Here is a 19,537-nt window from a genome sequence, read left to right on the forward strand (position 1 = left end):
TGGCCTTTGGGAGGAAATCTTATGAACGCCATTGATGACATCCGCGGGTCGGATGCATACGATCCGTTTGACCTGAACGTACCGCAACCCCAGTGGGAGGAATTCCGCAAGGAGAAGCCCATCTTCTTTCACGAACCCTCGGGATACTGGGTGGTTTCGCGCTACGAAGACATCAAGGAAATCTTTGATGACTGGAAAACCTTCAGCTCGGAAAACGCGCAAAAACCGATGCGGCCCATGTCCGAGGAAGGCCGCAAAATTCTGAAAGAGGGCGGGTTCACGGCCTATTCGGGCCTGACGGCGCGGGTCCCCCCGGATCACACCCGCATCCGCAAAATCGCGCAGGGCTGCTTTGGTCCGCGCCGCTTTAAATCCATCGCGCCGCAGATCGAGGAAATCGTCTCGCGTCACCTGGATATGCTGGAGGATGCCGGCAAGGCGGGCAAGCCGGTGAACTTCTGGGAAATCGTGGCCTTTCCGGTGCCCGCCCACGTGCTGTTCACCCTGATGGGCATCCCCGAAGAGGACGTGCCCAAGATCAAGCAATACGGGATGAGCCGGGGCAAGATGACCTGGTCGGACCTGACGGACGAGGAAATGATCCCCGTCGCGCACGATATGGTCGCCTATTGGAAATATATCCACGACCTGCTGGACATGCGTCGCGAAAACCCGGGCGATGACTTCCCTTCAGATCTGCTGCGGTTGCAGGCCGAAGGCGCGGACATCACCGACGAAGAAATCGCGGGCGTTCTGTATTCGACCCTGTTTGCAGGTCACGAGACCACATCGACCTTCATGGGCAACTATGTGATGGCGATGATGGATCACCCCGAGGCCTGGCAGGCGATCAAGGACGATCATTCCAAGATCCCCAACGCGGTCGAGGAAATGCTGCGCTATACCCCCTCGGTTGTTGGCTGGCGTCGCAAGGCCCGTCACGCCAAGACCATCGGCGGCGTCGATCTGCCCGAAGGCGCGGAAATCCTGATGCTGACGGGCTCGGCCAACCGGGACGAAGCGCAATACCCGAATGGCGAGCAACTGGATATCGGTCGCGACAACGCGCGCACCCACCTGTCGTTTGGCTATGGCATTCACTATTGCCTTGGCTTCCAGCTGGCCAAGATGGAGGCGCAAGAGCTGCTGAAACAGCTGGCGGATCGGTTCCCGACGCTGCGTCTGGCCCCTGATTTCCAGGTTCAGTATCACCGCAACATCACCTTCCGGGTTCCGACCTCGGTCATGGTGGAATGGGATGGCATGGCATGACCCAGACCGGACTGTATACCCTGGATTTTTCGGAAATCGGCAGCTCGGATCACGCGCGGGTGGGGGGCAAATGCTCCTCGCTGGGGGAAATGACTCAGGCCGGAGTGGCCGTGCCCCCCGGGTTCGCGGTGACCACCGATGCCTATGCGGCGATGCTGGATCACCACGGACTGCGCGCCGAGATTGAACGCCACCTGGAAGGCGTCGATCCTGACGATATCAACGAGGTGGACCGCGCCGCACAGGCCATTCGTATCCGTATCCGCTCGCACCATCTGCCCAAAGAGGTCGAGACAGCGATCCGCGAGGCCTATGCCGCCATGGGGGATGAAATTCCTGTTGCCGTGCGCTCGTCCGCCACGGCCGAGGATCTGCCCGATGCCAGCTTTGCTGGTCAGCAGGACACCTATCTGTGGGTGCGTGGGGCGGATGATGTGGTCTCGCATGTGCGTGACTGCTGGGCGTCCCTGTATACGACCCGCGCCGTCGCCTACCGCGAGAAAAACGACATCCCGCATATCGATGTTCTGATGAGCGTCGGCGTGCAGAAGATGGTGAACGCCAAATGCGCGGGCGTCGCGATGACGCTGGACCCGGGCACCGGGGATCGCACCCGGATCGTGATCGATTCCAGCTGGGGCCTGGGCGAAATGGTCGTCTCGGGCGTGGTGACGCCGGACAATTTCGTGGTCGAAAAGGTGTTGGAGGAGATCCTGGATCGCACCATTTCCGACAAGCACGCGGAAATGGTCGGCGATGCCGAGCTGGGCGAGGCCATCGAACGCCCCGTCGACGAGGCGCGCCGCAAGGTCACCAGCCTGACGGATGCCGAGGTGATGGCGGTGGCCCGTCTGGCCAAGCGTTTGGAAAAGCAGAACAAATGTCCTCAGGATGTGGAGTGGGCCATCGATGCCGACCTGCCCGAAGGGGAAAACCTGCTGGCGCTGCAAAGCCGCCCGGAAACCATCTGGTCGCAGAAAAAACCGGCCGCCAAACAGGCCACCTATATGACCGGCATGATGGGCATCGTGAACACGCTGACCAATCCGATCGGCTCAAAATAACACAATAATAACAATCCATTCCTAGGGAGGAAATTCGAATGGACGCACAGAAAAGCTTGTTCCCAAGCGCCTTTGACGTCGCAACACCCGCAGGCGGTGAGGGCTGGAAGGACCTGTATCCGTACTACACCCACTTCCTGCCATCGCGGCGCGAACAGGACGACAACACCTTCTGGTTCTGTAACTCGCAGCACTGGCCAACCCCGTTCCGCCCGTTCGACACGATCATGCTGGACTTCGCGATCAAGGGTCTGGGTCAGTATAACACCCGCCACCTGCTGGTGCCGCCGGCCAATGGCGTGGATTACCGGATTCTGAACGGCTATGTCTATTTCTCGCCCGTTGCCGTCGCGCCCGAGCAGATCGAGGCCCGCGTGCCCCAATTCATGGAACGTGCTGGCCACTATTTCATGAACTGGAACGACCTTTACGCCAATTGGAAGAAAAAGGTTCTGGGCAAGATCGAAGAGCTGGAGGCCATCAACTTTGAAAGCCTGCCCGAGGTCGTGCCGCTAGATTGGGTGCAGGAAGGCAAAGGTCTGGACAACACCAACCAGCTGTTTGACCAGTACGACAAGGCGGTCGAGCTGTGCTATAAGATCTGGCAGTACCACTTTGAATTCCTGAACCTGGGTTATGCGGCCTATCTGGATTTCTTTGGCTTCATGAAAGAACAGTTCCCCACCATCCCCGACCAGGCAATTGCCAAGATGGTGCAGGGTGTGGACAGCGAATTGTTCCGCCCCGATGACGAGCTAAAGAAACTGGCCAAGCTGGCCGTGGAGCTGGGCTGCGCGGATGCGCTGAAATCCGGCACTGTCGACGAGGCGCTGGCCGCCGTGGCCAACGCACCGGGCGGGGACAAGTGGCTGGCCGAATGGGAAGGCGCCAAGGATCCGTGGTTCAACTTCACCAGCGGCAACGGGTTCTATTCGACCGACAAATACTGGATCGACCATCTGGACATCCCGATGGGCTATTTGCGTGATTATATCGAGCGTCTGGAAGAGGGCGACGAGATCATGCGCCCGACCGAAGCCCTGCTGAAAGAGCGTGACCGCATCACCGCAGAATATCGCGACATGATGGACGGCGAAGCGCAGGAAGTGTTCGACCAGAAACTGGGCCTGGCCCGCACCGTGTTCCCCTATGTCGAGGACCACAACTTCTATATCGAACATTGGGCCATCGGCGTGTTCTGGCGCAAAATGCGTGAGCTGTCCAAGCTGCTGGCGTCTCAGGGTTTCTGGGAAAACGAGGATGACATGTTCTTCCTCAACCGGAACGAAGTGCGCGACGTGCTGTGGGATTACTCGGCGGGTTGGGCGATTGGTGTGCCCTATCGCGGCACCGATGTCTGGCCAGACGAAATTGCGCGCCGTCGCGCGATTCACACCGCGCTGTCCAAGGAACGTCCGCTGCCCGCGCTGAACAACCCGCCCGAGGTCATCACCGAACCCTTCACCATCATGCTGTGGGGCATCACCTCGGACGCGATCGAGCGTTGGACCGCAGCCGATGATGACAGCGATGGCATGAAAGGCATGGCCGCAGCCCCCGGTGTTGTCGAAGGTGTGGCGCGTGTGCTGTCCAGCCCCGACGAGCTGAACCAGCTGCAAAAAGGCGAGATCCTGGTGACCCCGGTCACGGCCCCGTCCTGGGCGCCGGTATTCGGCAAGATCAGCGCCGCCGTGACCGATATTGGCGGGATGATGAGCCACGCAGCCATCGTTTGCCGCGAATACGGCCTGCCTGCGGTGACGGGGACGGGCACAGCCTCGTCCAAGATCACCACGGGCATGCGGTTGCGCGTGAATGGCAACGACGGAACGGTTGAAATCCTCGACTGATCCGCGTGCCGCGGGGGGCGCGCCCTAGGTGCCCCCCGACTTTCAGCTTTCTTCTACAGGAGGTGTCCGGTGCCGGAGACACAAGACCTGTCGCGCTATGACCCGGTTTGGCGCGCCGCCGAGCCCTATATGCGCGCGCGCAAGAACGATGTGCATATCCCGATTTGCTTCCATTGGACTCAGCGCTTGCTGGATCACTATCCCGAGGCCGACCGCGATGTCTGTTCCCTGGCCATTCTGCTGCACGATATCGGCTGGTACTCGATCGACATGGATCGGATTATCTCGGAAGGATTCCGCAGTGAAAATAACCTGCAATCCGATGTCCGGTATCTACACGAACAAGAGGGCGTGCGCTTGGGCACCGAGGTGCTGCGCAAAACAGGCTGGGGCGAGGACATGATCGCGCAGGTTTGCGAAATCATCGACGGGCACGACACCCGCCTGGAACCGCGCCACCTGAATGATCGCGTGGTGCGCGATGCGGACAAGCTGTGGCGCTATGATGTGACCGGCATCGCCATCGCGGCCGAATGGTTTGGCGTCACCCCGACGGCCTATGCGGATCTGGTCGAGGCTCAGATCCCCAAACTGGAAACCGATCTGGGCCGAGACCTGGCCGAGACTACATTAAAAGAGACCCGCAAGCATCTGATGATGCATGTTCTTTGAGGAATTGACGCAATGGAAATGTTCATAGACGGTGCCTGGGTCGAGGCGATTTCAGGCGCCACCCAGCCGGTGACGAACCCGCGTACGGGTGCTGCGTTCGACACGGTTCCGACAGGCGATGGAGCGGATGCAGATGTGGCCATTCAGGCCGCTGCACGGGCCTTTGAAACCTGGTCCAAAACCCCGATGGCTGAGCGGGTGAAAATCCAGAAATCCTGTGCCCAGGCGATGCGCGATCAGGGCGACACGATTGCCGGTTTGCTGCATGCCGAACTGGGTCGTCCGCTGGACGCTTGCCTGACCGAGGTGCAGCGGTCCTCGGACCTGTTGGACATCTACGCCGAAGAGGGCCTGCGCCTGCAATCAACCATGAGCCTGGGCGCCGCGGCGGGGGAAAAAACCATCGTCACGCGCGATCCTTTGGGCGTGGTCGTGGCGATCACGCCGTTCAACTATCCGATCAACCTGCTGATGTTCAAACTGGGCGCGGCCTTGGTGGCTGGCTGCACCGTGGTCGCCAAACCGGCCGAGGATACGCCTCTGTCGACGCTCAAACTGGCCGAAATTTTCAGCGCGGCGGGCTTGCCTGATGGCTGTTTCAACGTGGTAACGGGCCGGGGACGCGGCATTGGATCAGCGATGATCGAGCACCCAATCCCTCGCAAAATCGCCTTTACCGGGGGCACCGCAGCGGGCAAAGCCATCGCCGCTGCAGCCACGGGCACCATGAAACGCGTGACGCTGGAACTGGGCGGGCAAAGCGCCGCCATCGTCTGCGCCGACGCGGATCTGGATAAGGCCACGGACGCCATCGTGCGCCACGGTTTCGCCAATTCGGGGCAGTTTTGTTACCGGGTGAACCGGGTCTATGTGGATCGCAAGGTTTATGACGCGTTCCTGGAAAAACTGGTGCCCAAAGCGGCGAAACTGACCCTGGCCCCCAGGGATGGCGACGGCGATCTGGGCCCCATCGTGAACGAAAAGATCTTTGCCAACAGCGGCGTGCAGGTCGAAGATGCCCGCGCCAAAGGTGCGCGTATTCTGCTGGGCGGGACGCGCGAAACCGGGGCTGGATTTGACGCCGGATTTTACTTTCCCCCGACCATCATTGCCGACGCGACCCACGATATGCTGATCCTGACCGAGGAAACCTTTGGCCCCGTCATTGGCATCTGCCCGGTGGAGAACGGTTTTGAAGGGTTGCGTCACGCCAACAACAATCGCTACGGCCTGGCCGGGTTCGTGTTCGCCCGCGATCTGGCGCTTGGGCTGACCCTGTGCGAGGGGCTGGAGGCCGGATCGGTCTGGCTGAACGACATTCAGCGGTCTTCGCATTACGTGCCGTTCGGGGGCATGAAAGAAAGCGGGATAGGCCGTGAAAAAGGCCGCTATGGTGTTGAATCCTATCTGGAATATAAGACCATCTACCTCAGCTACGAGGTCCCGTCATGAGCGAAGAAAGCATTTTTCTGCCTCGCGATTTACCTCTGTGGGAAGAGGCCAAAGCCTATCTCGATGTGCGCAACAATGACGAGCATACGATCATCGCCTACGCGCTGGCCAAAACGCTGCTAGAGGAAATCCCCGAAGCTGACGAAAGCGTCGTTCTGCCCGCGATCCTACTGCATGACGTGGGCTGGAAACGGGTCCCGCCCGAGCTGCTGCTGGACGCTGTGGGGCGTAAACCCTCGCGGCCGGACCTTGTGCGGGATCACGAACTGTATGGCGTGGAAATCGCGCGCGAGATCCTGGAACGGCACCGTCCCGAACGCGTGGATATCGAGGCCGTTCTGGACATCATCGACGGGCACGACACGACCAAACACGCCAAATCCATCGAAGATGCGGTGGTCAAGGATGCGGACAAGGGGTGGCGCTCGACCCCGCATGGGATGCGCACGATTGCTGGCTGGTACGAGGTGCCGCTAAGCCAGATCGTGTTGATGCTGTCCGAACGCTCCAACGAGTACATGCTGACAGGTCCCGGGCGGGCGCTGGCAAAGGGACAGACCGAGGCCGTGCGCTCGGAGCTTTCAATAGAGAAATACCTGGGCCGCGGCCCGGAATTCACCCAGATCATAGCCGAAGAAGGAGTGGAATGGTGAGCGAACTCGGATTGCAGGACAAGGGCGTCATCGTCACCGGAGCCGCAGGCGGATTGGGGCGCGCCTTTGCACAGGCCTTTGCAGGGGCAGGGGCGCGGGTTTTGGTCGCCGATGTGAACCTGACGGGGGCCGAAGAAACGGCTGCTATGATCAACAGTAGCGGCGGTACGGCCTTTGCGGCGAAGGTGGATGTCACGAATACTGACAGTTGCCAGGCCTTGGCGGCTCAGGCACAGGACCAGCTGGGCGCGGTGCATGCGCTGATCAACAACGCGGCGCTTTATGGCACACTGGAGCGCAAACCCTTCGACCAGATCGAAGAGCAGGTCTGGGATCAGGTGATGGCCGTGAATATCAAAGGCGTCTGGCAGATGAGCCGCGCTGTGGCACCGCTGATGAAGGCTTCGGGCGGGTCCATCGTGAATATCGCCTCGGCGACGGTGTTTTCGGGCTCGCCGCAATGGATGCATTACGTCGCCTCGAAGGGGGCCGTGATCGCGATGAGCCGCGTGATGGCCAAGGAACTGGGCGGTGACAACATCCGCGTCAACGTGATTGCGCCGGGCTTTACCCTGACCGATGCCAGCCTTGGGCAGATCGAGAACGCCAAGGGCTATGGTGTGGATCGCGCCGCGCTGAAACGCAACGCCGAAACCGAGGATATTACTGGCGGGGCGCTATATCTGGCCTCGGATCTGGCCAGTTTTACGACGGGGCAGACGCTGGTGATCGACGGCGGCAAACAATTCATCTGAGCAGGGGGAAAGACAGATGGTACAGGTGACATTCATTCAAGCAGACGGCACACGCCGCGAAATCGATGCCAAGGAAGGCGAGCCCTTGATGTATGCCGCGCGCGACGCGGGCGTGGACGGGATCATCGCGGAATGTGGTGGCTCGGCCATGTGCGCGACTTGCCATTGCTATGTGGTCGAGGCGCCCGAGGGCAGCTTGCCCGCGCCGTTGGATGACGAGGCCGACACGGTGGAGTTCATGGCCAACGAGCCCAAGGAAAACAGCCGCCTGACCTGCCAGATCAAGGCGACTCCCGCGATGGCTGGCGCAATTTTCGAAGTGGCGACAGGCCGTTAGGGCCTATCGCGCAAGCACGCCTCCGTCCACGACCAGCGTGGTCCCGGTGACAAAATCCGACGCTGACGAGGCCAGGTACAGCACGCTGCCCTTGATCTCAGACGCGTCGGCGATGCGCCCCATGGGGGTGTAATCCTCCATGATCTTGGCGTGGGCCGCGTCGCGGGGGCGGGTTTCGGTGCGGAAAAACCCAGGGCACAGCGCGTTCACCTGAATGCCGTGGGGGGGGGGCGTATTCCAGGCCCAGCTCGCGCGTCAGGTTCACCACCGCGCCTTTGCTGGCGGCATAGGCGGGTCGCGCAAACAGCCCGGCGGGCCCGGCAATTCCCCACATCGAGGCGACGTTGATCACCTTGCCTGACCCCTGCCGCATCATCTGGCGCAACGCGGCGCGGTTCAGATGGGCCAGCCCGCCCAGGTTCACGTCAATCACGCGGGTCCAGTCGTCCTCGGGCGCCTCGTGAAACAGCTGCGCGGTGGGGTCGGACAAGCCCGCATTCGCCACCACGATATCCAGCGTGCCGAACCGGCTGACGGCCAGATCAACGGCGGCACTGACACGGGCGGCGTCGGTCACGTCGCCCTCCATCGCGATGGCGCGCGATCCCAGCGCGGCGCATGTGGCGGGCAGCGTCACGCCATCCAGATCAAAGCACAGCACCCGCGCACCTGCGTCGACCAATGCGGTCGCCATTTCCCGCCCAAGCCCCGAGGCCGCGCCTGTCACCAGCGCGGCCTTTCCTGTCAGATCGAAGATATCCGTGCTCATGCCGACAACCGTTTTCGGGCAAAATCAACGAACCAATCGATGGCTTCGGGATTGCGCATGGCGTCGCGACTGGCGACCTTGTCCAGCGGCAGGCCTAGCAACAGTTTGCGCACGGGGACCTCCATCTTTTTGCCGGTCAATGTGGTGGGAATGTCGGCCACATCGATCACTTCGTCGGGGACGTGGCGGGGGCTGCGTTCCGCGCGCAACCGTTTGGAAACCTCCGCCGCCAGTGCATGGGTCAGCTCTTCGCCCTCGGCCATCTTGATGAACAACGGCATATAGAAGGTGCCGCCGGCCTCTTCGATACAGATGATCAGGCTGTCGGCGATCTGCGGGAAACCTTCGAGCGTGCGGTAAATCTCGGCCGAGCCGATGCGCACCCCATAGCGGTTCAGCGTCGCGTCTGAACGGCCCAGAACAAAGCTGCCGCCATGTTCGTTGAATTTCACCCGGTCTCCATGGCGCCAGATGCCGGGGTAAACATCGAAATAGCTGTCGTGGTAGCGGCTGAAATCGTCATCCCCCCACAGGTATAGCGGCATCGAGGGCGCGGGCTGGCGCAGCACCAGCTCGCCGACATCGCCGACAACTGGCTGTCCGGTTTCGTCAAAGGCAACCGCATCCAGACCCAAGGCAGGGGCCTGGATTTCACCCGCGCGCGTGGGCAGCAAAGGCGAACCCGCCAGGATGCCCGAGCAAAACTCGGTTCCGCCCGATTGCGAGGTGGCCCAGATGTCGGATTTCACATGGGTCAGGACCCAGTCGAACACCTCGGGCGTGGCTGGGCTGCCGACCAGCATCACCGATTGCAGCGGCTTGAGGCTGAAATCACGTTTCGGTTCAATGCCTTGCTGGCGCACGATTTGTAGGTAGGTGGGGCTGACGCCCAGTGTGGTGGCACGGCTTTCATCCGCAATCCGCCACAAAAGGCCCGCATCAGGATAGGCCGGGTGCCCGTCATACAGCACCGCGCGGCCGTTCATCAGCGGGCCCCACATCAGGGTGTTCCACACCATCCAACCGGTCGTCGAATAGAAAAACAGCGCGCCATCCTCGGGGATTTCGAAATGCAGGGCGGCGGATTTGTAGTGTTCCAGAACGATCCCGTGGTGGCCCTGCACGATGGGTTTGGGCAAGCCTGTCGTGCCGGACGAGAACAAGATCCACAGCGGATGGTCCGAGGGGACGCGCTCGTATTCGAACTGATCGGCGCCGATCTCGGGACCGCTGATCATAAAGGCCCAGGTGGCGGTTTGGCCCTTGAAACTGGGGGTTTTGCGCGCGCTCGGATGATAGTCCAGCATCACCAGATGCTCGACCGAGGGCAGCGCGCCCATGATCCGTTCCAGATCATCAATCCGGTCGAAATCCTTGCCGCCAAACCGATAGCCGTTGGTGGCGAATACCAGCTTGGGCTCGATCTGGCTGAACCGATCAATCACCGTTTGCGCCCCGAATTCCGGTGCGGCGCTGGACCAAGTGGCACCGATCGCCGTGGTGGCCAGCATGGCAATCACGGTTTCAGCGATGTTGGGCATATAGGCGACCACACGGTCCCCCGGACCAAGCCCCATATCGCGCATGTTCTGGGCCAGACGACGGACCGCGCTGCCAACCTCACCCCAGCTCATTTCTGCGGCCTCGCGCAGTTCCGAGCTATGATGCAGCATCGTGCGGTTCGGATCGCCTGTGAATTCATGGCGCAGCACATGTTCAGCATAGTTCAACCGTGTACCGGTGAACCAACGCGTTTTGGGCATCGGATCATCGGTGCGGATCTGCTCGATCTCGCCATCATGAAGGATGTCAAAATAATCCCACTGCGATTGCCAGAATGCCTGGGGGTCTTGGATCGACCAGTTGAACAGCGACCAGTAGTCTGATTGCGGCATCTGCCGATCCGCCAGCCAGCCCATGTATTTCGTGATATGAGAGCTGTCGCGCCGCGCGTCCGAGGCCTCCCACAGGATGTCACCTTCGTTGATCATGCGGGCACCCCTTTGAACCAAGGCTGGCTGGTGAAGTCTTCCATGCTGGACAGAACCACGTGGGCGCGCTCGTCCTCGGGAAAGCTGTTGAACAAGGCGGTGTCCGAGATGCCGGTGGTCACGCCGACGCAGAAGGACCCTGCTTTGCGGCCCATGCGGATTTCCAGTTTCGGATCATCGCCAACCACGGCCATTTCATGCGGCGGAACACCGGTCAGCGCGGTCACGATTTCCAGTCCCGCGGTTTCGGGCTTGCCAAAGACCGTCACCGGCACGTCGGTGGCGTTTTCCAAGGCGGCCGCAATCGCGCCCGAGATCCCCAGCATCCGCCCCTTGGACGAGGCGAAATAGGGGGCCACAGATCCGGCATAGGGCTTGGCCCCGTCCCAGACGGCCTGCACCACGGATTCCAGCTCGGTTGCGCCAAAATCGCGGGTGTAGCCCAGCAATACGGCGTCAACCTTTGGGGCTTCAGGGGTGGGGTCGATCACCTCGATCCCCGCGTCCTGCACCGGCACGCGGGTGCCATCACCGCCCATCACCATCACCTGTTGATAGCCAAGACGTTTCAGCGCCTGCGCGGCGACCTCGGCCGGGGTCAGGATATGGCCCGGATCAATCACAATGCCCGCATCAGCCAGCAGCGGATAGTAATGCGCGGGTGGAAAAAACGTGCCGTTGGTATAGGCAACCACCTTGATCCCGGCGGCGCGACAGGCGGCCAGCGTCTCGATCACACCGGGCAGGGCGGTGAAGGTGCCCTGTTCCTTATTCATCAGCGCTAGCGTGCCGTCGATGTCGAACACAGCGGCGCGGATGGGATGGTCAGGCATCTGGGTCATTCGCTCAGCTCCAGTTTAAAGCCGGGTTTCTGGATTTTGACGCCGCCCAGTTTCTTGCGTGCGGTCAGTTCTTGCACCAGGTCCAGCACCGGTTTGGTCTTCGGATTATAGCCCCGGCGCGCGGGTCCGGCGGCGACCATCGCGTCCACCTGATCGGCGGGCATGGTGGCGCGCAGCAGGAATTCCTCATCCGAGTATCCCTTGCCGATCCGCGCGCGCAGCTCGTCCAGCGAGGCCATCTTGGCCTCGGTTTCCAGTTCCTTGGCGCGGGCCGAGGATTTGATCCGATCCTCGATATTGGCGTCCATCGGCATGGCGGGCGTGCCGAAACGGCCCAGCACATAGCGCGTCACCTCGTCCGGGACCACCTGATAGCGTTCTTCGGAGGTCACGTTCAGCAACGCCTGCGTGGCGACCAACTGGCTGAAGGGCGTCACCATGATCGGATAGCCCAGCTCAGCGCGGACTTTTTCGACCTCTTTCAACACGGCGGGCAGCAGATGCTCGCGCTTGGTTTCCTGAAGCTGGCGGATCATTGTGCCCAGCACGCCACCGGGGATCTGGTGGTGGAAATAACTGCGGTCATAGTCGCCGGGGCCACGGGCTGACAGGCCCTCGGCCTGCGCCAAGACACTGAAATAGCTGTCCATTTCCGCCACGGCCTCGTCGTCCACATCAACCCTGTGGCCGATGTCGCGCAGGTTGCCGATAGTGGTGCTCATCGACGGCTGGCCGGTCCCATTCGCGGCTGAACTGGCCGAGGTATGCAGGCTGTAGACGCCCTGATTTGCGGCCTCCAGATAAGCGAAAGAGGCCAGCCCGATGGTGGTGTGCGAGTGGAATTCCAGCGGAATATCCCCCATCACCGCCTTGACCGCAGGCATCAGCGTTTTGGCCCGTTCGGCCGAGATCAGCCCGCCCGGATCCTTGATATAGAGCTTGTCGAACTTGCCCGAACTGGTCAGCGCCTTGGCCTTGTCCGCCCAATGCGCGTCATCATGCATCGGCGACAGGGTAAAGGTCAGCGCCGCTACGATCTGTTCACCCCCCGCCTTGCGGGTCAGGTCAGCCATGTTCAGCATGGCGGGCACGTTGTTCATCGGGTCCATCACGGCAAAGCGACGGATGCCGTTGTTCACCAGCAGCCGGAAGGCAAATTCCATCAGCTCTTCGCTGGCGGCCTCCCAACTGATGAAGCGCATACCGGTGGTCAGAAAGGACAGTGGCGTGTTCGGCGTGGCCTCGCGGAACAGGCGCAGGCGTTCCCACGGGTCCTCTTGTTTAAAGCGCACGGCCACGGCCATATGGGTCGAGGTGGTGAAGTCGATCGCGTCGAACCCCACGCGGTCCATCACGGGCGCGATCTGTTGCATCATGCCAGTGTCCAGCCCGGTCGCGCCCCAGTTCGATTGGTTGCCGTCACGGACCGTCGTGTCCAAAAGTTTGATGGTGCTCATTGGCTTTCCTCCAGCCGGGTCAGCAGGTCGGGCAGGTATCCGGTGTCCACGCCGCCTTTGCCGAAAATGTCGTCATCCATGATGCGGGCGTGCAGCGGAGCGTTGGTTTTCAGCCCCTCCAGGCTGACCACGCGCAGCGCGTCCTGCATCCGTTCGATCGCCTGTGCGCGTGTCGGGCCCCAGGTGATCAGTTTGGCGATCATGCTGTCGTAATAGGGCGAGATCATCGCGCTCGGTTGCATATGGCTGTCGACCCGCAGCCCGGGCATCGAGGGGAACCAGACCTGCGTCACCCGGCCGGGGCTGGGCATGAAGTCATTGTCGATATCCTCGGCGTTCAGGCGACATTCGATGGCGTGGCCGGACAGGGTGATGTCGTCTTGGGTGATCCCCAGCGGACGACCCTCGGCAATCGCGATCTGGGTGGCGATCAGGTCCAGGCCGGTGATGGCCTCGGTCACGGGGTGTTCGACCTGCACGCGGGCGTTCATTTCCAGGAAATAGAATTCCTCGCGTTCGACATCGACCAGAAATTCCACGGTCCCCAACGAGCGATACCCGATGTGCCGCGCGAAATCGGTGGCGGCTTGCAGCACGCCCTGACGCAGCTTTTCGGGCAGTTCGGGGGCGGGGGCCTCTTCCACGACTTTCTGGTATCGCCGCTGGATCGAGCAATCCCGCTCGCCTGCGTGCAAAACCGTCGTCCCGTCCGAGATCACCTGAACCTCGACATGGCGGCCCACACGGACATAGCGTTCTAGGTAAACGCGCCCGTCACCAAACGCGGCCGTCGCCTCCGAGATCGCAAGGTCCAGCTGGCCGGGCAGATCCTCGGCCCGGTCCACGCGTTTCATACCGCGCCCGCCGCCGCCGGAAACGGCCTTGATCAGCATCGGATAGCCGACACGTTCAGACAGCTCCAGCGCCTCTTCGACGGTGTCCACGGTGCCGCCTGGCACCAGCGGCACCTTAGCGTTTTCGGCGTGGGTGCGGGCGGTCAGTTTATCCCCGACCGCCTCTAGGTTGGCCGGATCAGGGCCGATGAAAATCAGACCTTCCTTGGCGCAAGCCTCTGCCAAAGAACGATTTTCCGACAGAAAACCATAGCCGGGATGAATGGCGTCACAGCCTGTTCCCAGCGCGGCTTGCACCACGGTTTCCACCTTTAGATAGCTTTCGGTCGCGGCGGCCGGGCCCAGACAGACGGCCCGCGTGGCCAGTTGCGCGCCCAGCGTGTCGCGATCGGCCTCGGAGACACCCAGAACCGTTTCGATCCCCAGAGCGCGGGCGGTGCGGATCACGCGCACGGCGATCTCGCCCCGGTTGGCGATGAATATGCGTTTGATCGGGGTCATCGGATCAGGCCGGCTGCACGCGGATCAGCGTCTGGCCATGTTCGACCAACTCGCCATTGGGGGCGACGATCTCGGTCACGGTGCCAGCAACGCCTGCCTGAACCTGGTTCATAAGCTTCATCACCTCGATGATGCCGATCACGGTGTCCTCGGTCACGGTGTCCCCAACCTGCACAAAGACCGGATCGCCGGGTTTGGGCGCGTGGTAGAACGTGCCCAAAAGTGGCGCGGGTACATCGCTGCCACCACCAGCCGGGGCGGGTGCCGCCGCCGCCGGCTGGGGGGCCGAAGCGGGCGCAGCCACGGGAGTAGCCGCTGGCGCTTCGGGTGCAGCGGGCGCTGAGGCGGCGCCTGCTCCGCGGCGACGCAGTTCCAGTTTGACGTCGCCCATTTCCAGCTTCAGCTCGTTGAATTCCGAGCCGTCGATGAGGTTTAGAATGTGATTGATGTCGTCGCGTGTTAGCCCGCTCATCGCGTGCCCTCCTCCTGCAGCGAAAATATGTTGCGGCAAGCCTAGGGGCGGGGGCGGGCGTGGCTCAATCTGGGATCGGAGACGATTTCACTGGGTGAAACGATGGGCGATCACAGCTTGCGGGCGATCTGGTCTGCGGCGTCCAGCAGGGGGGCGGCAAAGACCTGAACGGCCTTTTCACGGGTAAACACACGACGTGACCAGGTGATGTTAATCGCGCCGGGCACATGTTTCCCCAAGCGGATCGGAACACCGATAGAATCGCGTTTGTCGTCCTCGCCGGTGCGGCTTTGATCGAAGCTGCCGCCGAAATCGGGATCGCGGAACGCATAGCCGCAATCGCGCGCCTCGGAGATGAATTTATCAATGTATTCAGGGATATGCGCCCATCTGTCCCCAGGGCGACCGGACCGGCGCAGACGTTCCAGCGTGGCCTCGCGCACGGGGTCTTCGCAAAAGGCGATGAAGGCCCGCCCTGAGGCCGAACGCAGCATGTTGATCTGGAAACCCACAGGTCCCAGGGGCACGTTGTCGATACCTGCACGGCTGGCGTTGGTCTCGATCACCTCCATGTGCGTCAGGCGCGGCACCGCCAGGACCGAGGGCCATTGCACCGCGTCACTCAGCGCGATCAACACGGGCGACGTGGCCTCGACCAGCGCGTTTTCATAGTCGATCCGCTGCGCCATTTCCGACAGGGAATACGAGGGCACATAGGCGTTGTCGGCCATCCTTTGCCAGGCCATGCCCTGTTCCATCAGCGTTTTCAGGATTTGCAGCAGGGACGCCTTGGGAATACCCGTGATCCGGTGCAGATCCGCCAGCGACGCCGCGCCCGTCGTCTGCAAAATCTGCAAGACCTTCAGGCCGCGCTCGAGCGCATTGATGGATTTGACTTGCAGATTGCTCATGTGTCCGGGGTTCCGCGATGCCGCCCAACTGTGCCATCTGTGGCCCGATCAGGCAATGCAAGCTGTCGCTCTTTCACGCGCACAGGGCGCAGCGCCGGGCCTCTACACTCTGGGCCGCGGCAGCCAGATCCAGCCGCAGCATCATCCCGCGTTTGCCCGCGTTGATCACCACCGGGCCGTCCAGAGCGGGGCTGTCATGAACCGCGATCGGAACCCGTTTCTTTTGACCAAAGGCGCTGATCCCGCCGGTGTGATAGCCCGTCAGTCGCTCGGCTTTGGTGGGCTCCATCATCTTGGCCGATTTCCCGCCAAAGGCTGCAGCGGCCTTTTTCATCGACACGGTCTGATCTGAGGGCACGACGACGCAAGCTGGTTTGCCATCGACCTCGAGCATCAGCGTTTTGAACACCTGCGAAGCGGGCACGCCGATGGCCTCGGCCGCTTGCAGCCCCACCCGGTCATTGCCGGGGGCATAGTCGTATTCCAGGACCTCGAACGCGAGGCCAAGTTGCTTGAGATAGCGCGTAGCGGGGGTGGCGGTGCTCATTTCGGGCCTTCAACTTGTGACGCACGAACTGTTCCATGAAACACGCGCCTTCGCCAACAGGTCGGGAGGAGAGTGGGCGCGTATGTCGCGTGTGGATTGTGGGCCGAAGGGATTGACGCCTTGCGATGATCGTAGGAATTGCGAACAGTGCGAATTTGACTGTAACGCGTGAAAGCCCCTGCATGACTGACACCTCGCAAAACACATGGCCCGCCATCCGCCCGGTTGGTCTGGATGGTCTGTTGGTTAGTTTTGACGATCAACTGAGCGAGCCTGCCAATCGCGCGGCCTTGGCATTTCGCGCAGCGTTGGATCGGGCAACGCCGGACGGGGTCGAAGAAAGCGCGACCTCTCTGGTGTCCTGTTTCGTTCGATTTGATCCGCTGGCGGTCGCGCCATCGGTGCTGCGCGCGCATTTGCAGACCTTGTTGGCCTCGCGCGATTGGTATGCCCAAACCCTGCCTCAGGGGCGCCGATTGTGGCGCATCCCGACGGTCTATGGAACGGAGCTGGCTCCTCAGTTCGCGCAGGCCGCAGCTGTGGCTGGTCTGAGCGAAGCCGAGGCCATCGCCTCGTTGTCTTCCGCGCGGATTCGCGTGCAAACCATTGGTTTTGCGCCCGGAATGCCGTATCTAGGGGCCTTGCCGCAGGCCTGGGATATCCCGCGACAGACCGAGCTGACCCCACGGGTTCCGGCAGGGGCGTTGGCGGTGGCCATTCGTCAGCTGGTGCTGTTTCCGGTGGCCACCCAGACGGGATGGCGACATGTGGGGCAGACGGCCTTGCAGTTGTTCCGTCCCGACAGTGATACCCCCTTTGTGCTGCGCCCGGGGGACGAGGTGCTGTTTCCCTCGATCCCGCGCGAGACCTATGAAGCGCTGCGAAGCGACATCGATGGTGGCGCCACATTTGAGGTGCTGACATGACCCGTGCGCTGACCATCCTGCGTGCCGGAATGGGCATGAGCCTGCAGGATCGTGGGCGGCCGGGCTATTTGTCATTTGGCTTGTCGCGTGGTGGCGCGGTGGATCGGGTCGCCCTGGCCGAGGGCGCGGCGCTGTTGCAGCAATCCCCGGATTGCGCAGCGATCGAAATGGCCGGAATGGGAGGCGATTTCACGGCGTCACAGGACATGCGCATCGCACTGACCGGTGCACAGATGAGCGCACAGATTGATCAGCAGCCGTTGCGCTGGAATGCCAGCCATCTGCTACGCAAAGGGGCCACGCTGCGCTTCGGCGCCGTCAGAACTGGCAGCTATGGGTATCTCCATGTGGGCGGCGGATTTCACGCAAATCAGCAGCTTGGCGCGTGCTCGGCCCATTTGGCAGCGGGCCTCGGAGGCTTGTTGGAAACGCGGCAGGTTTTGCAGGTTGGGGCCGATACGGGCGGGCCGGTTGGCCAAGGCCTGCGCCCCATCGCGCGCTTTGGCGCGGGCGAGGTGCGCCTGGTCGAATCCCTGCAAACGGACCTGTTTCAGAGCGTCCGTCAACGCTTTGAAAACACGGACTTTACCCGCGATTTGCGCGAGAATCGCATGGGCGTGAAAATGGGCTGTGACGGGCCCGGATTTCAGATCGAAGGCGCGCTCAGTGTGCTCTCCGAAGTGATCACCCCTGGCGATATCCAGATTACGGGTGACGGGGCGCCCTTCGTGTTGTTAAGCGAATGTCAAACCACCGGCGGCTATCCCCGGATCGGAACGGTTCTGCCCTGCGATCTGGCGCGGGTCGCGCAGGCCCGTCCTGGCGAGGCGCTGAGATTCCGCTTTGTCAGCCAATCCGAGGCGCTTGAGGCAGAACGCCGCCACCGCGCCGAATTGGCGGCGTTGCCAAAGGCTTTGTTTCCGTTGGTCCGCAACCCCCATGACATTGGCGATCTGCTTTCGTATCAATTGATCAGCGGCGCGATTTCCGGAACCGAAAAGGATTGCTTATGACTCTGAGTGTCGATCTGAACGCGGATATGGGCGAGGGATTTGGGCCCTGGACACTGGGCGATGACGCGTCGCTGCTGGGGATTGTCAGCTCGGCCAATGTGGCCTGTGGTCTGCATGCGGGCGATTGGGACACGATGGCGCGCACCATGGCGCTGGCGGTGGAAAAAGGCGTGGGAATCGGTGCTCATCCGGGCTTTGCCGATCTTCAGGGGTTTGGTCGGCGCAGATTGCATATGCCCCTGGAAAGTCTTGCAAATCTTGTTCGCTATCAGCTCGGTGCGGCTCGGGCTTTGGCCCAGGCACAGGGCGGAGCGGTGCGGCATTTGAAACTGCATGGTGCGCTGGCGAACATGGCGGCCGAAGACAAGGAGATGGCCCTGGCCTGTTATCGCGCAGCATTGGATCTGGACCCCGATCTTATCATCATGGTGCTGGCCGGAACGCAGCAACAGACCGCAGCTGAGGATCTGAGGTGTCACACTGCCTGCGAGATTTTCGCGGATCGAGCGTATAATGAGGACGCGACGTTGGTGGATCGCAGCCAGCCCGGCGCGGTTATTCATGATCCGACCCAAGCGGCTGCGCGCGTGCTGGAAATGGTGCAAGCGGGCGCGATTCTCAGCACATCAGGCGCCCGCATTCCGACGCGGATCGATACGATTTGTCTGCATGGGGATACGCCTTCGGCCGTGCAGATCGCTGGGGCGGTTCGCGCTCGCCTTGAACAGGCCGGGGTCGCGATAGCGATGTTTGACGGGGCGCCGCTTTAGGAGTTTGCGGTCTGAAACTCGGCCCAATACTGGCTGATTTTGGCGCACAGATCGACCGGATCAAAAGGTTTGGTGATCACGGCCAGGCACCCCTGTTCCAACAGACGATCCGCAAAGGCGGTTTCGGCCTTGGCCGTCAGAAAAATCGCGGGGATGTCGTTCATGCCGGGGATCATACGCAGGCGTTGCCAGGTTTCCTCGCCGGTCATTTCTGGCATCATGACGTCCAGCAGAAACATCTGTGGCTTGAACGCTTCGGCCGAGGCGATGGCATCCGGCCCCGAAGAATACTGATCGACCTCGAATTGTCCCACCAGTTCCAGCGCCATCTTCACGATGACACGAATATCTTCGTCATCGTCGACATGTAGGATTTTTTCAGGTCTTCCATCGCGTGCGTATCTTTTTTGGTCTTGTTGTCTAATTTCG

At 61.5% G+C, this 19,537-nt stretch carries 20 protein-coding genes and 1 pseudogene; 11 read left to right on the top strand and 10 right to left on the bottom strand.

The annotated features are described in order from the left end of the window. Positions 1-21: 21 nt before the first annotated feature. The 8 genes from ACXADQ_RS14110 to ACXADQ_RS14145 all read left to right on the top strand — a co-directional run bounded on the left by ACXADQ_RS14110 (position 22) and on the right by ACXADQ_RS14145 (position 8,055). The gene (locus tag ACXADQ_RS14110; RefSeq protein WP_475321785.1) at positions 22-1,272 is read left to right on the top strand and encodes a cytochrome P450; all 1,251 of its coding nucleotides are present in this window, start codon (positions 22-24) and stop codon (positions 1,270-1,272) included. Then, complete coding sequence (locus tag ACXADQ_RS14115; protein WP_475321789.1) at positions 1,269-2,336, top strand: PEP/pyruvate-binding domain-containing protein; 1,068 nt, start codon at positions 1,269-1,271, stop codon at positions 2,334-2,336. Before ACXADQ_RS14110 ends, ACXADQ_RS14115 begins: the two co-directional genes overlap by 4 nt. Positions 2,337-2,374: 38 nt before the next feature. Then, a complete protein-coding gene (locus ACXADQ_RS14120) occupies positions 2,375-4,186 on the top strand; it encodes a PEP-utilizing enzyme (RefSeq protein WP_475321793.1) in 1,812 nt (603 codons plus the stop codon). Positions 4,187-4,255: 69 nt separating this feature from the next. Further along, complete coding sequence (locus tag ACXADQ_RS14125) at positions 4,256-4,858, top strand: HD domain-containing protein (protein WP_475321796.1); 603 nt, start codon at positions 4,256-4,258, stop codon at positions 4,856-4,858. Between the two features lie 12 nt (positions 4,859-4,870). Next, positions 4,871-6,310 (top strand): aldehyde dehydrogenase family protein, encoded by a 1,440-nt coding sequence (locus tag ACXADQ_RS14130; protein WP_475321800.1) that lies wholly within the window; start codon positions 4,871-4,873, stop codon positions 6,308-6,310. After that, positions 6,307-6,963, top strand: coding sequence for an HD domain-containing protein (locus tag ACXADQ_RS14135; RefSeq protein WP_475321804.1), 657 nt, complete (start codon positions 6,307-6,309; stop codon positions 6,961-6,963). Before ACXADQ_RS14130 ends, ACXADQ_RS14135 begins: the two co-directional genes overlap by 4 nt. After that, positions 6,957-7,718 carry an SDR family NAD(P)-dependent oxidoreductase gene (locus ACXADQ_RS14140; RefSeq protein WP_475321808.1) on the top strand — a complete coding sequence of 254 codons (762 nt, stop codon included), beginning with the start codon at positions 6,957-6,959 and terminating at the stop codon, positions 7,716-7,718. The genes ACXADQ_RS14135 and ACXADQ_RS14140 overlap by 7 nt, the downstream gene beginning before the upstream one ends. Positions 7,719-7,734: 16 nt before the next feature. After that, positions 7,735-8,055 carry a 2Fe-2S iron-sulfur cluster-binding protein gene (locus ACXADQ_RS14145; RefSeq protein ID WP_475321813.1) on the top strand — a complete coding sequence of 107 codons (321 nt, stop codon included), beginning with the start codon at positions 7,735-7,737 and terminating at the stop codon, positions 8,053-8,055. A 3-nt stretch (positions 8,056-8,058) separates the two neighbouring features. Here ACXADQ_RS14145 and ACXADQ_RS14150 read toward each other — a convergent pair whose 3' ends face one another. From ACXADQ_RS14150 to ACXADQ_RS14190, 9 genes and pseudogenes are all read right to left on the bottom strand, one after another. Then, positions 8,059-8,265: an SDR family oxidoreductase gene (locus tag ACXADQ_RS14150; RefSeq protein ID WP_475321816.1), complete on the bottom strand. Its 207-nt coding sequence runs from the start codon at positions 8,263-8,265 to the stop codon at positions 8,059-8,061. A gap of 28 nt (positions 8,266-8,293) precedes the next feature. Next, positions 8,294-8,824 (bottom strand): annotated as a pseudogene (locus ACXADQ_RS14155) (SDR family NAD(P)-dependent oxidoreductase); the annotation flags it as partial. Then, complete coding sequence (locus ACXADQ_RS14160; RefSeq protein WP_475321821.1) at positions 8,821-10,815, bottom strand: acetoacetate--CoA ligase; 1,995 nt, start codon at positions 10,813-10,815, stop codon at positions 8,821-8,823. The pseudogene ACXADQ_RS14155 and the gene ACXADQ_RS14160, both read right to left, overlap by 4 nt. Further along, positions 10,812-11,657, bottom strand: a complete 846-nt coding sequence (locus ACXADQ_RS14165; RefSeq protein WP_475321824.1) for an HAD-IIA family hydrolase — start codon at positions 11,655-11,657, stop codon at positions 10,812-10,814. Before ACXADQ_RS14165 ends, ACXADQ_RS14160 begins: the two co-directional genes overlap by 4 nt. Then, positions 11,654-13,114 (bottom strand): hypothetical protein, encoded by a 1,461-nt coding sequence (locus ACXADQ_RS14170; RefSeq protein WP_475321828.1) that lies wholly within the window; start codon positions 13,112-13,114, stop codon positions 11,654-11,656. Before ACXADQ_RS14170 ends, ACXADQ_RS14165 begins: the two co-directional genes overlap by 4 nt. Further along, entirely contained in the window at positions 13,111-14,469 is a 1,359-nt protein-coding gene (locus ACXADQ_RS14175; RefSeq protein ID WP_475321832.1) for an acetyl-CoA carboxylase biotin carboxylase subunit, read from the bottom strand. The genes ACXADQ_RS14170 and ACXADQ_RS14175 overlap by 4 nt, the downstream gene beginning before the upstream one ends. 4 nt (positions 14,470-14,473) lie before the next feature. After that, the gene (accB, locus tag ACXADQ_RS14180) at positions 14,474-14,941 is read right to left on the bottom strand and encodes an acetyl-CoA carboxylase biotin carboxyl carrier protein (RefSeq protein WP_475321836.1); all 468 of its coding nucleotides are present in this window, start codon (positions 14,939-14,941) and stop codon (positions 14,474-14,476) included. Between the two features lie 110 nt (positions 14,942-15,051). Continuing rightward, entirely contained in the window at positions 15,052-15,852 is an 801-nt protein-coding gene (locus tag ACXADQ_RS14185; RefSeq protein WP_475321840.1) for a helix-turn-helix domain-containing protein, read from the bottom strand. 73 nt (positions 15,853-15,925) lie between these two features. Beyond that, complete coding sequence (locus ACXADQ_RS14190; protein WP_475321843.1) at positions 15,926-16,399, bottom strand: aminoacyl-tRNA deacylase; 474 nt, start codon at positions 16,397-16,399, stop codon at positions 15,926-15,928. Between the two features lie 182 nt (positions 16,400-16,581). On the opposite strand from ACXADQ_RS14190, the gene ACXADQ_RS14195 reads away from it, so the two are divergent. Genes ACXADQ_RS14195 through ACXADQ_RS14205 form a run of 3 tightly spaced genes read left to right on the top strand, consistent with a single transcriptional unit; the run spans position 16,582 to position 19,108 of the window. Continuing rightward, positions 16,582-17,325, top strand: coding sequence for a 5-oxoprolinase subunit B family protein (locus ACXADQ_RS14195; RefSeq protein WP_475321848.1), 744 nt, complete (start codon positions 16,582-16,584; stop codon positions 17,323-17,325). Then, on the top strand, positions 17,322-18,338 hold the full coding sequence (locus ACXADQ_RS14200; RefSeq protein WP_475321851.1) for a 5-oxoprolinase subunit C family protein: 1,017 nt from the start codon (positions 17,322-17,324) through the stop codon (positions 18,336-18,338). Before ACXADQ_RS14195 ends, ACXADQ_RS14200 begins: the two co-directional genes overlap by 4 nt. After that, positions 18,335-19,108, top strand: a complete 774-nt coding sequence (locus ACXADQ_RS14205) for a LamB/YcsF family protein (protein ID WP_475321855.1) — start codon at positions 18,335-18,337, stop codon at positions 19,106-19,108. Before ACXADQ_RS14200 ends, ACXADQ_RS14205 begins: the two co-directional genes overlap by 4 nt. Here the strand turns inward: ACXADQ_RS14205 and ACXADQ_RS14210 are convergent. Beyond that, positions 19,105-19,533, bottom strand: a complete 429-nt coding sequence (locus tag ACXADQ_RS14210; RefSeq protein ID WP_475326085.1) for a response regulator — start codon at positions 19,531-19,533, stop codon at positions 19,105-19,107. The genes ACXADQ_RS14205 and ACXADQ_RS14210 overlap by 4 nt on opposite strands. Positions 19,534-19,537: the final 4 nt, after the last annotated feature.

Source organism: Thalassovita sp. ABM4_323 (assembly GCF_056158665.1).